13 protein-coding genes are annotated in these 14571 nt (G+C 71.4%); 9 read left to right on the top strand and 4 right to left on the bottom strand.

Annotated elements, in window-relative coordinates:
• Positions 1 to 13: 13 nt before the first annotated feature.
• Positions 14 to 763: a glycerophosphodiester phosphodiesterase gene (locus AB0E05_RS08545; RefSeq protein ID WP_361960725.1), complete on the bottom strand. Its 750-nt coding sequence runs from the start codon at positions 761 to 763 to the stop codon at positions 14 to 16.
• A gap of 127 nt (positions 764 to 890) precedes the next feature.
• Positions 891 to 2015, bottom strand: a complete 1125-nt coding sequence (locus tag AB0E05_RS08540) for an adenosine deaminase (RefSeq protein WP_361960723.1) — start codon at positions 2013 to 2015, stop codon at positions 891 to 893.
• Between the two features lie 30 nt (positions 2016 to 2045).
• Here AB0E05_RS08540 and AB0E05_RS08535 point away from each other — a divergent pair, with 30 nt between their 5' ends.
• Entirely contained in the window at positions 2046 to 2870 is an 825-nt protein-coding gene (locus AB0E05_RS08535) for a DUF4190 domain-containing protein (RefSeq protein WP_361960721.1), read from the top strand.
• 15 nt (positions 2871 to 2885) lie between these two features.
• On the opposite strand, the gene AB0E05_RS08530 is transcribed toward AB0E05_RS08535, so the two are convergent.
• A complete protein-coding gene (locus AB0E05_RS08530) occupies positions 2886 to 3458 on the bottom strand; it encodes an NADAR family protein (protein ID WP_361960719.1) in 573 nt (190 codons plus the stop codon).
• 270 nt (positions 3459 to 3728) lie between these two features.
• On the opposite strand from AB0E05_RS08530, the gene AB0E05_RS08525 reads away from it, so the two are divergent.
• The 8 genes from AB0E05_RS08525 (at position 3729) to AB0E05_RS08490 (ending at position 13616) form a co-directional block, all read left to right on the top strand.
• Entirely contained in the window at positions 3729 to 5234 is a 1506-nt protein-coding gene (locus tag AB0E05_RS08525; protein ID WP_361960717.1) for a gamma-aminobutyraldehyde dehydrogenase, read from the top strand.
• A 48-nt stretch (positions 5235 to 5282) separates the two neighbouring features.
• Positions 5283 to 6530 (top strand): spermidine/putrescine ABC transporter substrate-binding protein, encoded by a 1248-nt coding sequence (locus AB0E05_RS08520; RefSeq protein ID WP_361960715.1) that lies wholly within the window; start codon positions 5283 to 5285, stop codon positions 6528 to 6530.
• Positions 6531 to 6636: 106 nt separating this feature from the next.
• On the top strand, positions 6637 to 7791 hold the full coding sequence (locus AB0E05_RS08515; protein WP_361960713.1) for an ABC transporter ATP-binding protein: 1155 nt from the start codon (positions 6637 to 6639) through the stop codon (positions 7789 to 7791).
• Positions 7788 to 8726 (top strand): ABC transporter permease, encoded by a 939-nt coding sequence (locus AB0E05_RS08510; protein WP_361960711.1) that lies wholly within the window; start codon positions 7788 to 7790, stop codon positions 8724 to 8726. The genes AB0E05_RS08515 and AB0E05_RS08510 overlap by 4 nt, the downstream gene beginning before the upstream one ends.
• Complete coding sequence (locus tag AB0E05_RS08505; RefSeq protein WP_361960709.1) at positions 8726 to 9535, top strand: ABC transporter permease; 810 nt, start codon at positions 8726 to 8728, stop codon at positions 9533 to 9535. The genes AB0E05_RS08510 and AB0E05_RS08505 overlap by 1 nt, the downstream gene beginning before the upstream one ends.
• A gap of 68 nt (positions 9536 to 9603) precedes the next feature.
• Positions 9604 to 11022: an FAD-binding oxidoreductase gene (locus tag AB0E05_RS08500; RefSeq protein ID WP_361960707.1), complete on the top strand. Its 1419-nt coding sequence runs from the start codon at positions 9604 to 9606 to the stop codon at positions 11020 to 11022.
• 146 nt (positions 11023 to 11168) lie between these two features.
• Entirely contained in the window at positions 11169 to 11654 is a 486-nt protein-coding gene (locus AB0E05_RS08495; RefSeq protein WP_361960705.1) for a hypothetical protein, read from the top strand.
• 132 nt (positions 11655 to 11786) lie between these two features.
• The gene (locus AB0E05_RS08490; RefSeq protein WP_361960703.1) at positions 11787 to 13616 is read left to right on the top strand and encodes a glycoside hydrolase family 18 protein; all 1830 of its coding nucleotides are present in this window, start codon (positions 11787 to 11789) and stop codon (positions 13614 to 13616) included.
• On the opposite strand, the gene AB0E05_RS08485 is transcribed toward AB0E05_RS08490, so the two are convergent.
• Positions 13567 to 14433, bottom strand: coding sequence for a phosphatase PAP2 family protein (locus tag AB0E05_RS08485; RefSeq protein WP_361960701.1), 867 nt, complete (start codon positions 14431 to 14433; stop codon positions 13567 to 13569). The two genes, AB0E05_RS08490 and AB0E05_RS08485, sit on opposite strands and share 50 nt — an antisense overlap.
• Positions 14434 to 14571: the final 138 nt, after the last annotated feature.

The raw sequence follows: 14571 nt of genomic DNA, 5'->3' as shown, positions 1-14571 counted from the left end.
GGTGTTCCGCACATCATGCCGGACGTGATCGCGCAACACGATCACGCCCGGGCGACGCGGGTGTCCCGGCGTCCGGGGGAGCGGTCGGGGCGAGAACGGAACGGAGCGTGCCGATCCGGTTGGTGGTGATGGAGTCGACGCCCGCTGCGACGAGCCGTCGCATCGTGCGCCGGGTGTCCGCGGTCCACGCGGAGACCAGCAGGCCGTCCCGGTGCACCCGTTCCGCGAGCGCCTTGTTGACCAGTCCGAAGCGGTAGTTGAGCGTCCGGGGGCGCACGGCGTCGAGCAGTACGGGGCGGGGAGGCGCGGACCGGGTCCAGGTGAGGGCGATCTCCGCGGCCGGGTCGGCGGCGCGCACCGCGAGCATGGTCGCGGGGCCGGCGCAGTAGTACGCCCGCTCCGCCGCGCCGCACTCGTGGACCGTACCCACCACGGCGCGCACCGACTCCCGCGTCGCCCCCGGCAGGTCGACCATCACACGGCGGTCCGCCAGCACCTCCAACGCCCGCTGCAAGGTGGGCACTCCACCTCCGGTGGCCTCCGTCAGCTCGGCGTGCGTCAGCTCCGCAAGGGGCCGGTCGTGCCGCCACATCCGCTTCAGCGTGGCGTCGTGCAGCAGGACGGGCACGCCGTCCGCGGTCAGCCGTACGTCGATCTCCACGGCGTCCGCGCCGCGGGCGAGGGCCGAGCGGAGCGAGGGCAGCGTGTTCTCGCGCACGAGGTACGGATCGCCCCGGTGCGCGACGGCGGTGACGTGTCGCATGGGGGCATTGTCGCGGGTGGAGGCACCCCCGTACGGCGGCGGGTGCGCCCTGGTTCGGCGATGGGTGCGCGTTACGGCGGTCGGGGCGCCTGCGTACGAGCCGGGCGCCCCGCCGCCGTACGTCCGCCTACGCGCGGGCGAGCCATTCCGTCGTGTACGCGTCGATCTCCTGCGCCAGCCGGGTCTTGCCGGGCGCGTCCAGGAAGCTCGCCTGCACCGCGTTCTTGGCGAGGTCGGCGACGCCGCGCTCGTCGAGCTCCAGGAGCCGCGCCGCCACCGCGTACTCGTTGTTCAGGTCCGTGCCGAACATCGGCGGGTCGTCGCTGTTCACGGTGACCAGGACGCCGGCCGCCACCATCTCCTTGATGGGGTGGGAGTCGAGGTGGGCGACGGCCTGGGTGGCGATGTTCGAGGTGGGGCAGACCTCCAGCGGGATCTGGTGCTCGGCCAGGTGCGCCACGAGCGCGGGGTCCTGCACGGCGCTCGTGCCGTGGCCGATGCGCTCGGCGCGCAGGTGCGTGAGCGCGTCCCAGATCGTCTGCGGCCCGGTGGTCTCGCCGGCGTGCGGCACGGACCGCAGCCCCGCGGCGATCGCGCGGTCGAAGTACGGCTTGAACTGCTCCCGGGGCACGCCGATCTCGGGGCCGCCGAGCCCGAAGGAGACCAGGCCCTCGGGGCGCAGGTCCAGCGCGAGCCGGGTGGTCACCTCGGCGGACTCCAGGCCGGCCTCGCCGGGGATGTCGAAGCACCAGCGCAGCACGACGCCGAACTCGGCCTCGGCGGCCTTGCGGGCGTCCTCGATGGCGTCCATGAACGCCTTCTCGTCGATGCCGCGGCGGACCGAGCTGTAGGGGGTGATCGTCAGCTCCGCGTAGCGGACGTTCTGCCGGGCCATGTCGCGGGCGACCTCGAAGGTCAGCAGCCGCACGTCCTCGGGGGTGCGGATCAGGTCCACGACCGAGAGGTATATGTCGATGAAGTGCGCGAAGTCCGTGAAGGTGAAGAACTCGGCCAGGGCCTGCAGGTCGGCGGGGACCTTGGAGTCCGGGTGCCGCGCGGCCAGTTCGGCGACGATGCGCGGTGACGCGGATCCCACGTGGTGGACGTGGAGCTCGGCCTTGGGGAGCCCCGCGATGAACGGGTTGAGGTCGGCCATCGGGATTCCTTCTCGTGTGATCGGCTGATCGGCCCCGAGGCGAGGGGCCCGATCATCGTAGGGCTCGGGAGGCGGGGCCGGGGAACGCCGTAGCATGGCCGGACCACGATCGGGGGGAGAACTTCCATGTCACAACCGAATGACGGGGCCGAGCCCCGCGACCGCGACCCCTGGGCGCCGCCGGAGAGCAGCGCGGCCCAGGACGGCATCGCCCGGGACGCCGCGGCCCGTGACGCCGCGCAGCGCGTCGGCCTGAGCAAGGACCCGGCCGGTGCCGCGACGCCGGCCGGGGCGGCTGCCCCGCCGGTGCACGACATGCCGACGATGACCTCCGTGTCCGGTGACGGGACTGCACCGCCGCCGCCGACCGCGCCGGGCGGGCCGACGCAGCCGCCGCCGTACGGCTACCCCGGCGCCGGGGCTGCGGGCGGTCCTGCCGGATTCGCGCAGCCGGCCCCTGGTTCTGGCGGCCCCGGTGCCCACGCGTACGGCGCCTTCACCCCGGGCGCCGCTCACCCCGGCTACCCCGGCTACCCGGGCTACCAGGCGTACCCGCAGGGCGGCTGGCAGCTGCCCCGCGAGCCGCAGAACGGCATGGGCATCGCCGCGATGGTGCTCGGCATCTGTTCGCTGGCGACGTTCTACATCTACGGGATCTTCGGCTTCGTCCTCGGTGTGATCGCGGTCGTCCTCGGCATCCTGGGACGCCGGCGGGCCGCCAGGGGCGAGGCGAACAACGCCGGTCAGGCGCTCGCGGGCATCATCACCGGCGCCATCGGCGTCGTGCTCGGGGCGGCCTTCTTCGTCTTCCTGATCTGGCTGGTGTCGTCCGACTTCACCGACGACTCGGACCAGGACAACATCACCGAAGTCACTGACACCTACTCCCTGTCGGTCGTCCTCGACCGGGAGCCGCTCGCTTCCCTCCAGGCGCCGGCCGGGAGCCGCTGAGTCACCGCAAAGGCCCTACTGTCGCGCGCCCGTGGTCCCCCGACCGCGGGCGCGCAGCTCTTCCCGGGCCTCCATCAGCGCGAAGCCGAGCAGATTCAGCCCGCGCCAACGCTCCGGATCGCCGGCCCGCTCGTCGTCCGCCGCCAGTCCGATGCCCCATACGCGGTCCAGCGGGCTCGCCTCCACCAGGACCCGCTCGCCCGTCCCCAGCAGGAAGTCCCGCAGGTCCGGGTGCTGGTCGAACTTGTGCACATTGCCCGCGCGGACGATCCCGGAGCGCTCCCGCCGCCAGATCTCCTCGTCGAAACCGCGCACCAGACCGCCCGCGCGCTTGGCCCCGGCCGGATGCGTCGCCTCCAGCGCCATCCGCTCGGCCTCCGGGTCCTCGAACAGTCGCGCCTTCGACGCCATCATCCAGTGCTCCGCGGTGGCGTAGCGCACGCCGTCGACCGCGAAGGGTGACGGCCACCACTGGCTCAGGCAGCTCGCGCCCACCCGGCCGTCGGGTCGCGGCTCGGCGCCCCAGAAGAACACGTACTTCCGGCGCTCACCGCGTCTGACCTGCTGGATCAGCTCTTCCCTGGACATGCATGCGAGTGTCCCATCCGCCACTGACATTCCGTATCGGTATGTGCCTGCTGACGCGACACTTGGTCGACCGAATCCGTTGCGTAACCAAAAGGCAACTACGGAATCACTTGTTGGCGAACTACTGCTCTGTCAGGATCGGCACTCACTCGCTGCTCGTTCCACATTCAAAGGGTGAAAGTGCGAACGGCGGCGGACCACGGCGTGCAATTGCACGCCCACGACGGCATTTCATGCGACGGCTTTCGAGTCGGGACTACGGAGAGCGTCATGGGTAACCGATTCCCCGTGCTGGACCGCTTCGCGGACGGCGCGCAGTACATCGGTGGGCAGCTGCGGCCCGGCAGCTCGGGACGTACGCAGGACATCGTCGACCCGGCGAGCGGTGACACCGTCCACCGCTACGAACTGGCCGGGACTGACGACGTGGACGCGGCCGTCGCCGCGGCGCGCGCGGCGCTGCCCGAGTGGGCGGGGGCGACGCCGGGCGAACGCTCCGACGCCCTGCACCGCTTCGCCGCCGTGCTCGCCGAGCGGGCCGGCGACTTCGCCCGGGTCGAGTCCCTCCAGTGCGGCAAGCCGATCAAGCTGTCGACCGAGTTCGACGTGCCCGGCACCGTCGACAACGCCGCCTTCTTCGCCGGCGCCGCCCGCCACCTCCAGGGCCAGTCGGCCGGTGAGTACAGCGCCGACCACACCTCCTACGTACGCCGGGAGCCGATCGGCGTCGTGGGCTCCATCGCGCCCTGGAACTACCCGCTCCAGATGGCCGCCTGGAAGGTACTCCCGGCGATCGCGGCGGGAAACACGATCGTGCTGAAGCCGGCCGAGATCACCCCGCTGACCTCGCTGATGTTCGCCCAGGCGGCCACGGACGCGGGGATCCCGGCCGGGGTGGTCAACGTGGTGTCCGGCGCCGGCCGGGACGCCGGCGAACACCTGGTGGGCCACCCCGACGTGGCCATGACGTCCTTCACCGGCTCCACCGCCGTGGGCCGACGGGTCGCGGAACTCGCCACCGCCACGGTGAAGCGGCTCCACCTCGAACTCGGCGGCAAGGCCCCCTTCGTCGTCTTCGACGACGCCGACGCCCAGGCCGCGATCCAGGGCGCCGTCGCCGGCTCGCTGATCAACTCGGGCCAGGACTGCACCGCCGCGACCCGGGTGTACGTCCAGCGCGCCCTGTACGAGCAGGTGCGCGACGGCATCGCGGACGCGATGGCGACCGTACGCGTCGGCGACCCCTTCGACCCCTGCACCGACCTCGGCCCGCTGGTCTCGCACGCCCAGCGCGACCGCGTAGCCGGCTTCGTGGAACGGGCCAGGGCGTACGCCACCGTGGTCACCGGGGGAGCGGCGCCGCAGAACGACGGCGCGTACTACCTGCCGACGCTGATCGCCGACGCGCCGCAGGAGAGCGAGGTCGTCCAGGCCGAGATCTTCGGCCCGGTGCTGGCGATCCTGCCGTTCGACTCCGACGACGAGGGCATCGCGCTGGCCAACGACACCCCGTACGGCCTCGCCGCCTCCGCCTGGACCCGGGACGTGTACCGGGCCGGGCGTGCCACCCGGGAGATCCGGTCCGGGTGCGTCTGGATCAACGACCACATTCCGATCATCAGCGAGATGCCGCACGGCGGTTATCGGGCCTCGGGCTTCGGAAAAGACATGTCCACGTACTCATTCGAGGAATACACGCAGGTCAAGCACGTCATGTACGACAACACCGCGGTGGTCCGCAAGGACTGGCACCGCACGGTCTTCGGGGACAGATAACCGGGCTGCCGCCACCGGCGGCGCACGCACTGCGAAAGGGCACAGCGCATGGACCACCACGAGCCCGACGGCCCGTCCGCCGTACAGCTGGCCGCGATACGCCGCAGCCTGACGAACGGCCGGGGCGCCCTGTCCCGACGGACCGCGCTGCGCGCCTTCGGCGTCGGCGCGCTCACCGTCGGCGGCGCAGCCGCCCTGAGCGCCTGCGGCATCCCGCCGGCCAAGCGGGAGGGCGGGGCCGCGACCTCCGACGACCGCTCGGAGAAGGAGAAGCAGGTCGTCTTCTCCAACTGGACCGAGTACATGGACATCAGCGAGGACAACAAGAGCCGGCCGACCCTCGCCGAATTCACCAAGCGCACCGGGATCAAGGTCAAGTACACCGAGGACATCAACGACAACGTCGAGTTCTTCGGGAAGATCCAGCCGCAGCTGGCCGCCGGCCAGGACACCGGCCGGGACCTGATCAACGTCACCGACTGGCTGGCCGCCCGGATGATCCGGCTGGGCTGGGTGCAGAAGCTGGACGCCGCCCTGCTGCCGAACGCCTACGCCAACCTCGCCCCGCAGTTCCGCCGCCCCGACTGGGACCCCGGCCGCGCCTACTCCTACCCCTGGACCGGGATCTCCACCGTCATCGCCTACAACGCGAAGGCGACCGGCGGGAAGAAGGTCGACTCGGTCAGCCAACTGCTGGACGACCCCTCGCTGAAGGGGCGCGTCGGCTTCCTCACCGAGATGCGCGACACCGTCGGGATGACCCTGCTCGACCTCGGGAAGACGCCCGGACGGTTCACGGACGCGGACTTCGACGAGGCGATCGGCCGGCTCCAGAAGGGCGTCGACAAGAAGCAGATCCGACGCTTCCACGGCAACGACTACACCTCGGACCTGTCCAAGGGGGACCTCGCGGCCTGTCTCGCCTGGGCCGGCGACGTCATCCAGCTCCAGGCCGACAACCCCGACATCCGGTACGCGATCCCCGCCGCCGGATACATCACGTCCTCGGACAACCTGCTGGTGCCGGCCGAGGCCAGGCACCAGCGCAACGCGACCCGGCTGATCGACTACTACTACGAACGCCCGGTGGCCGCCCGACTCGCCGCGTACATCAACTACGTCTGTCCGGTGGAGGGCGTCGCCGAGGAGCTCGCCAAGATCGACCCCGAGCTGGCGGGCAACACCCTGATCGTCCCGGACAAGGCGATGGCGGCGAAGTCGCACGCGTTCCGCTCGATCAGCAGCGAGGAGGAGAAGGCGTACGAGGAGAAGTTCGCCAAGCTCATCGGCGCCTGACCCGCTCCCGCGGCGGGGGCGGCCCGACCCTCTCCCGTAGCAGCCCGCCCCGGCTTCGCCCGTTCCTCCTTCGAGCTCCTGCTCCCGACCCCTGGGACCGCGACCCATGACAGACACCTCAGCGAGCGGCGACGTCCGCCTCACCGGGATCAGCAAGACCTACGGCTCCTTCACCGCCGTCCACCCGCTGGACCTCACCGTCCCCCAAGGCTCCTTCTTCGCCCTGCTCGGCGCCTCCGGCTGCGGCAAGACCACCACCCTGCGGATGATCGCCGGACTGGAGGACCCCACCACGGGCACCGTCCTGCTCGGCGACCGGGACGTCACCGACCTGCCGCCGCACAAGCGCCCGGTGAACACCGTCTTCCAGAGCTACGCCCTCTTCCCCCACCTCACGATCCACGAGAACGTCGCCTTCGGGCTGCGCCGCCGCGGCATCCGCTCGGTCAAGAAGCAGGTCGGCGAGATGCTGGACCTGGTCCAGCTCGGTGACCTCGCCCAGCGCAAGCCGCACCAGCTCTCCGGCGGCCAGCAACAGCGGGTCGCCGTCGCCCGGGCGCTGATCAACCACCCCCAGGTGCTGCTCCTGGACGAGCCGCTGGGCGCCCTCGACCTCAAGCTGCGCCGCCAGATGCAACTGGAGCTCAAGCGCATCCAGACCGAGGTCGGCATCACCTTCGTGCACGTCACCCACGACCAGGAGGAGGCCATGACGATGGCCGACACCGTCGCGGTGATGAGCGGCGGCCGGGTCGAGCAGCTGGGCGCCCCCGCCGAGCTGTACGAGACGCCGCGGACCACCTTCGTCGCCAACTTCCTCGGCACCTCGAACCTGATCGAAGCGAAGGTCACCGCCGTCGGCGGGGGAGAGGTCGAGGTCACCGCGGGCGGCGCCGCACTGCGGCTGCCCGCGGACCGCTGCGCCACCGGGCCCGCCGTCGGCGGCCGGCTGCTGATCGGCGTACGGCCCGAGAAGATCTCCCTCACGCACGCCGACGACGCCCCCGGCGCCACTGCTGCGCGGAATCGTTTCACCGGAACGATCGCCGCCGCCAGCTTCATCGGCGTCTCCACCCAGTACGTCATCGACAGCCCCGGCTGCGGCGAACTCCAGGTCTACGTGCAGAACATCGAGCGCGACCCCCGCCTCGTCCCCGGCGCCCCGGTCGTCCTCGACTGGAACCCCGCGCACACCTTCGGCCTGGACGCCGCCCAGGACATCGCCGCCGGCGTGGCGGACGGCGTGGCGGAGGCGGCATGAGCACCGCCACCGCCACCGAGCGGGACGGGGCGGCGGGCCCGGTCGAACCCGGCGTCCTGCGCAAGCCGCCGGTGCGCCGCAAGCTGGTGCCATACTGGCTGCTGCTCCCCGGCATCCTGTGGCTCGTCGTCTTCTTCGCCCTGCCGCTGGTCTATCAGGCGTCGACCTCCGTGCAGACCGGCTCCCTCGAAGAGGGCTTCACCGTCACCTGGCACTTCGCCACCTACTGGGACGCGCTGACCGAGTACTGGCCGCACTTCGTGCGCTCGGTGCTCTACGCCGGCACCGCCACCCTGCTGTGCCTGCTGCTCGGCTACCCGCTGGCGTACCTCATCGCCTTCAAGGCCGGCCGCTGGCGCAACCTGCTGCTCGTCCTCGTCATCGCGCCCTTCTTCACCAGCTTCCTGATCCGCACGCTGGCCTGGAAGACGATCCTCGCCGACGGCGGTCCGGTCGTGGAGGTGCTCGGCACGGTCGGCTTCCTCGACGTCACCAACTGGCTCGGGATGACCGACGGGACCCGGGTGCTCGCCACCCCGCTCGCGGTCGTCACCGGTCTGACGTACAACTTCCTGCCGTTCATGATCCTGCCGCTGTACACCTCGCTGGAGCGGATCGACCCGCGGCTGCACGAGGCGGCCGGGGACCTGTACGCCTCCCCGTCCACCACCTTCCGCAAGGTGACCTTCCCGCTCTCCCTGCCGGGGGTCGTCTCCGGCACGCTGCTGACCTTCATCCCGGCCAGCGGCGACTACGTCAACGCCGAACTCCTGGGCTCCACCGACACCAAGATGGTCGGCAACGTCATCCAGTCGCAGTTCCTCCGGGTGCTCGACTACCCCACCGCCGCCGCGTTGTCGTTCCTTCTGATGGCCATTGTGCTGATCATGGTCTCGGTCTACATCCGGCGAGCCGGAACGGAGGATCTGCTGTGATGACCGCATCCAAGTCGCTCGGCGGCTGGCTCCGGCGGAACGTCGTCGTCATCGCCGGCCTGCTGACCCTCGCGTATCTGATCCTGCCGAACGTCGTCGTGATGGTGTTCTCCTTCAACAAGCCGGCGGGGAAGTTCAACTACACCTGGCAGGAGTTCTCCACCGACGCCTGGCAGGACCCCTGCGGCGTGGCCGACCTGTGCGGCTCGCTCGGCCTCTCGCTGCGGATCGCGCTCTTCGCCACCATCGGCGCCACCGTGCTCGGCACGATGATCGCCTTCGCGCTGGTGCGCTACCGCTTCACGGCGCGCGGCGCGGTCAACGCGCTGATCTTCCTGCCGATGGCGATGCCCGAGGTCGTCATGGCCGCCTCCCTGCTCACCCTCTTCCTCAACCTCGGCGCGGAGCTGGGACCGACGACCGTCCTGATCGCCCACACCATGTTCTGCCTCAGCTTCGTGGTCGTCGCGGTCAAGGCCCGCGTGCTGTCGATGGACCCGAGGCTGGAGGAGGCGGCGCGCGACCTGTACGCCGGGCCGGTGCAGACCTTTCTGCGGGTGACGCTGCCGATCGCCGCGCCCGGGATCGCGGCCGGCGCGCTGCTCGCCTTCGCCCTCTCCTTCGACGACTTCATCATCACCAACTTCAACTCGGGCAACACCGTCACCTTCCCCATGTTCGTCTGGGGCTCGGCACAGCGCGGCACGCCCGTCCAGATCAACGTCATCGGCACGGCCATGTTCGCCCTCGCCGTGCTGATCGTCGTGGCCGGACAGCTCGTCAGCAACCGGCGCAGGAAGACCGCATGACCCGTCCCGAACCCGTACCACCGTGCCCGCCCGTACCGTCGGGTGGGCACCGCTAAGGAGTGGAAACCATGGCCCCAGCAGCCATGAACGTCGCCCCGTCCCTCGCCGACGCCCGGCCCGTCTCCTTCTGGCTGGACGACCCGGCCCGGCCCGCCGCCCTCCCGGCGCTGACCGGGGACGAACACTGCGACCTGCTGGTCGTCGGCGGCGGCTACAGCGGGCTGTGGACCGCACTGCTGGCCAAGGAGCGCGACCCCGAGTGGGACGTGGTGCTCATCGAGGGCCACGAGGTGGGCTGGGCGGCCTCGGGCCGCAACGGCGGCTTCTGCGCCGCCTCCCTCACCCACGGCCTCGGCAACGGCATCGCCCGCTGGCCCGACGAGATCACCACCCTGGAGGAGCTCGGCGGGCAGAACCTGGACGCCATCGAGGAGACCGTCGCGAAGTACGCCATCGACTGCGACTTCGAACGCACCGGCGCCATCGACGTCGCCACCGAGCCCTACCAGGTCGCCGGGCTCGCGGAGGAGTACGAGCAGGCCCGCGAGCTGGGCCTGGACGGGCTCGAACTCCTCGACCGGGACGCCGTGCGCGCCGAGGTGGACTCCCCGCTCTTCCTCGGCGGCCTGTGGGACCGGCGCGGCACCGCCATGCTGCACCCGGCCAAGCTGGCGTGGGGCCTGAAGCGGGCCTGCGTCGACGCGGGCGTGCGGATCTACGAGAACACCGCCGGCCTCGCCCTCGCTCCCGCCCGCCCCGGCCCCCAGATGGTCGTCCGCACCTCCTACGGCCGGGTCTTCGCCCGCCGGGTCGCGCTCGGCACCAACGTCTTCCCGTCGCTGGTCAAGCGGGTGCGCCCGTACACCGTCCCGGTGTACGACTACGCCCTGACGACCGAGCCGCTGACCGACGGACAGCTCGCCTCCGTCGGCTGGCGCGGCCGGCAGGGGCTCGGCGACGTCGCCAACCAGTTCCACTACTTCCGGATCACCACCGACCGGCGCATCCTGTGGGGCGGCTACGACGCGATCTACCCCTTCGGCGGCCGGGTCAGCGCCGAGCTGGACCACCGGCCCGAGACGTACCTCAAACTGGCCGGCCACTTCTTCCGGTACTTCCCGCAGCTCGAAGGGGTGCGCTTCAGCCACGCCTGGGGCGGGGCCATCGACACCTGCTCCCGCTTCTCCGCCTTCTTCGGCACCGCGCACGAGGACCGGGTGGCGTACGCGGTGGGGTACACCGGCCTCGGGGTGGGCGCCACCCGGTTCGGCGCCGAGGTGATGCTCGACCTGCTGGCCGGGCGGCGCACCGAGCGCACGGAGCTGGAGATGGTGCGGACCAAGCCCCTGCCGTTCCCGCCCGAGCCGATCGCCTGGGCCGGGATCGGGCTCACCAAGTGGTCCCTGGCACGGGCCGACGCCGACGGCGGGAGGCGCAACCTCTGGCTGCGCACGATGGACCGGCTCGGGCTCGGTTTCGACAGCTGAGGACCCGCGTCCGGCCCGGTCACAGTCGGACGATCTTGGCGTGACCCAGTTCACTACCGATTGGTAGCCAAACCCGCGTCATAGTCGGGCCCCTGCGCCCTCTCCCTCGTGACGGCACGTCACGTGCACGAGAGGGAGGCAGCGAAATGACGGACTCGGGAGCCAAGACCGCGGTGGAGTGGCTGGTGTCGGTGGCGCCGGACCCCGACGCCACCCGCTGGGAGTGGGAGCGCAACCCGCTGGGGGTCGCCCTGCTGCCGGCGGGCCGGCGTTGGGACGTACTGATCGTCCCCGGGGACCTCGGGTACCCCACGCTCGACGTCCTGCACCGGCTCGTCGACCGGCCCGGCCCGGTCCTCGCCGACTTCGGCGCCGCCCGGATGGGCTTCTTCGTGCCCCCGGGCACGGCCGCGCGCTGGGTCGGCACCGGGGTCCGCAGCGCCGGCCGGGGGACCTGGATCGTCGTCCCATACCCCGGTCGCGGCAGGGGCGGCGGGGTCCGCTGGCTCGTCGCGCCCGACGGCTCGGGCACCCTGTCCGACCCGGCACTGCTGGAACTGGCGATGCATGAGGCCGCCGCCGGTCTGGCGCGCCGGCAGGGGCCCCCGACAGGGGAGAACGGGGTGGGGTGATGGCGAGACCCCCGGGGGAGGGGGGCGGGCGGCGCGGTCGGCACGTGCCACAGGTCTTGACAAGCCTATTGGTCTGGACCAAATTGTGCCTCCCCCGCTCCGCTTCCATCCCCCCACCTCTTGGAGGCAGTTGTGGTACGCACCAGAACGCGCCGCACCAGAGAACGCCTCAGCACCCTGCTCGCCGTCACCGCGGCGACCGCACTCACCCTGACCGGCCTCGTCGCCACCACCACCCCCGCCCGCGCGGCCGACGCCGAACTCGCCGTCAACGGCGGCTTCGAGGCTGGCCTGACCGGCTGGACCTGTTCGGGCGGCAGCGGCGCCGCCGTCAGCTCCCCGGTCCGCACCGGCGCCTCCGCGCTCAAGGCCACCCCCAGCGGCGGCGACAACGCCCGGTGCAGCCAGACCGTCACCGTCCAACCCAACTCCGCGTACACGCTCAGCGGTTGGGTCCAGGGCGGCTACGCCTACCTCGGCGTCACCGGCACCGGCACCACCGACACCGCCGCCTGGACCCCCTCGGCGCCCAGCTGGCAGAAGCTGAGCACCACCTTCCGCACCGGCGCGAACACCACCTCGGTCACCCTCTACACCCACGGCTGGTACGGCACCGCGGCCTACCACGCCGACGACGTCTCCCTCTTCGGGCCCGGCGGCGGACCCGTCACGATCCCGGCCGCCCCCACCGGCCTCGCCGCGGGCTCGCCCGGCTCCACCTCCGTACCGCTGAGCTGGAGCGCCGTGCCCGGCGCCACCGACTACCACGTCTACCGGGGCGCCGACCGGGTCCTGTCGACCACCGGCACCTCCGCGACCGTGACCGGCCTCGCGCCCTCGACCCCGTACTCCTTCCAGGTCACCGCCGGCAACAGCGCCGGCGAGTCACCCAAGTCGGCCGCGGTCTCCGCCACCACGACCAGCGGCGGGGGCGGCGACGGGGGCCTGCCGCCGCACGCCCTCGTCGGCTATCTGCACACCAGCTTCGCCAACGGCTCCGGCTACACCCGCCTCGCCGACGTCCCCGACTCCTGGGACGTGATCAACCTGGCCTTCGGCGAACCGACCTCCGTCACCTCCGGTGACATCCGCTTCAGCCTCTGCCCGGCGACCGAGTGCCCGAACGTGGAGTCCGTTGCCGACTTCAAGGCCGCGATCAAGGCGAAGCAGGCCGCCGGCAAGAAGGTCCTGATCTCCATCGGGGGCCAGAACGGGCAGGTCCAGCTCGCCTCCACGGGCGCCCGGGACGCCTTCGTCAGCTCCGTGTCGAAGATCATCGACGAGTACGGGCTCGACGGCCTCGACATCGACTTCGAGGGGCACTCCCTCTCCCTGAACACCGGCGACACCGACTTCCGGTCCCCGACCACCCCGGTGATCGTCAACCTGATCTCGGCGGTCAAGACCCTCAAGGCGAAGTACGGCGCGAAGTTCGTGCTCACGATGGCGCCGGAGACCTTCTTCGTCCAGCTCGGCTACCAGTTCTACGGATCGGGGCCCTGGGGCGGTCAGGACCCGCGCGCCGGCTCGTACCTGCCGGTCATCCACGCCCTGCGGGACGACCTGACCCTGCTCCACGTCCAGCACTACAACTCCGGCCCGATCATGGGCCTGGACAACCAGTACCACACCATGGGGAACGCGGACTTCCACATCTCCATGACGGACATGATGCTCACCGGCTTCCCGGTGGCGGGGAACACCGCGCGGATGTTCCCGCCGCTGCGGCCCGAGCAGGTCGCCATCGGCATGCCGGCCTCCACGCAGGCGGGCAACGGCCACACCGCGCCGGGCGAGGTCACCAAGACGCTGGACTGCCTGACGAAGAAGGTCAACTGCGGTTCGTACCAGACGCACGGCACCTGGCCGACGCTGCGCGGACTGATGTCCTGGTCGATCAACTGGGACCGCTTCAACCAGTTCGAGTTCTCCCGGAACTTCGACGCCTACCGCTGGAGCTGACGCCGGAAGGGGCCACCGAGCAGACCAGGAGCAGCGCACCGCACAGCAGCCAACTGCCGAGCACGTCGAGCGGCCAGTGATAGCCGCGCAGCACCAGACCGATGCCCGTCGCCAGGGTCAGGCCCAGGGCGGCGGGCATCGCCCAGCGCCGCGGCGCGACGTTCCCGACGCGCCCCAGCAGCAGGGCGGCGCCGCCGTAGGCGACGAGCGCGGTCGCCGCGTGGCCCGACGGGAAGTAGCCGGTGGCCTCCGTCAGCGGCCCCGGCCGGTCCGTGAGCGCCTTGAGGGGCACCACCAGCGCCGGTACGGCCGCCATCGCGAGCACGGCGCACAGCGCGTCGGAGCGGCGCGCCCGGCCGCCTTGCCACAGGGCGTACGCCACCGCCGCGGCCAGCACCGGCAACGCCACGGTCAGATTGCCGAGGTCCGCCAGGAACTCGGTGAGCGGACGCGGCCCGCGGCCGACGACCGTCGACTCCACGCGCTCGTCCAGCCGTCGCAGCGGTCCGTCGACGACGACCTGCCAGGTCACGGCGGCGAAGAGCAGGAGCAGCCCCAGGGCGACGAACAGTCGGGCGCGGGGGCCGAAAACGACAAGTGCCGGCTGCCTCGGAACAGGGGGGACAGTTCCGAAACAGCCGGCTGGACCGGACTGCCGCGCGCCCCGGGGGGTTTGGGGCGAGCGGCCATCCGATCCGTGAGGAGTTCCGGAGCCCGAAGCTCCGGTGCTGTGCGCAAGGGCACGACCAAGGCAGGGCTGGGGAGGCTCTGACTTGGGGTCGCCCGCAGAATCCTGCGGGCGGGGTGTTTCTCTCATCTGCGAAAACCGTACGGCAGGGGTCGGGGCGGCGGACAGTCGGACCGCCATCCCGCCACGACTTCTTCACAGGCCCTGCCGGTTGGGCAAGAGGCCCCCGCGAACGGATGCGCAAAGGCCGTTTGCCCTCGGTGGACG

This window comes from Streptomyces sp. NPDC048057, assembly GCF_040653095.1.
In the GTDB taxonomy this organism is placed as follows: domain Bacteria; phylum Actinomycetota; class Actinomycetes; order Streptomycetales; family Streptomycetaceae; genus Streptomyces.
Note: the sequence above shows the minus strand (reverse complement) of the source record. Positions and strands in the feature narration are given on the sequence as shown.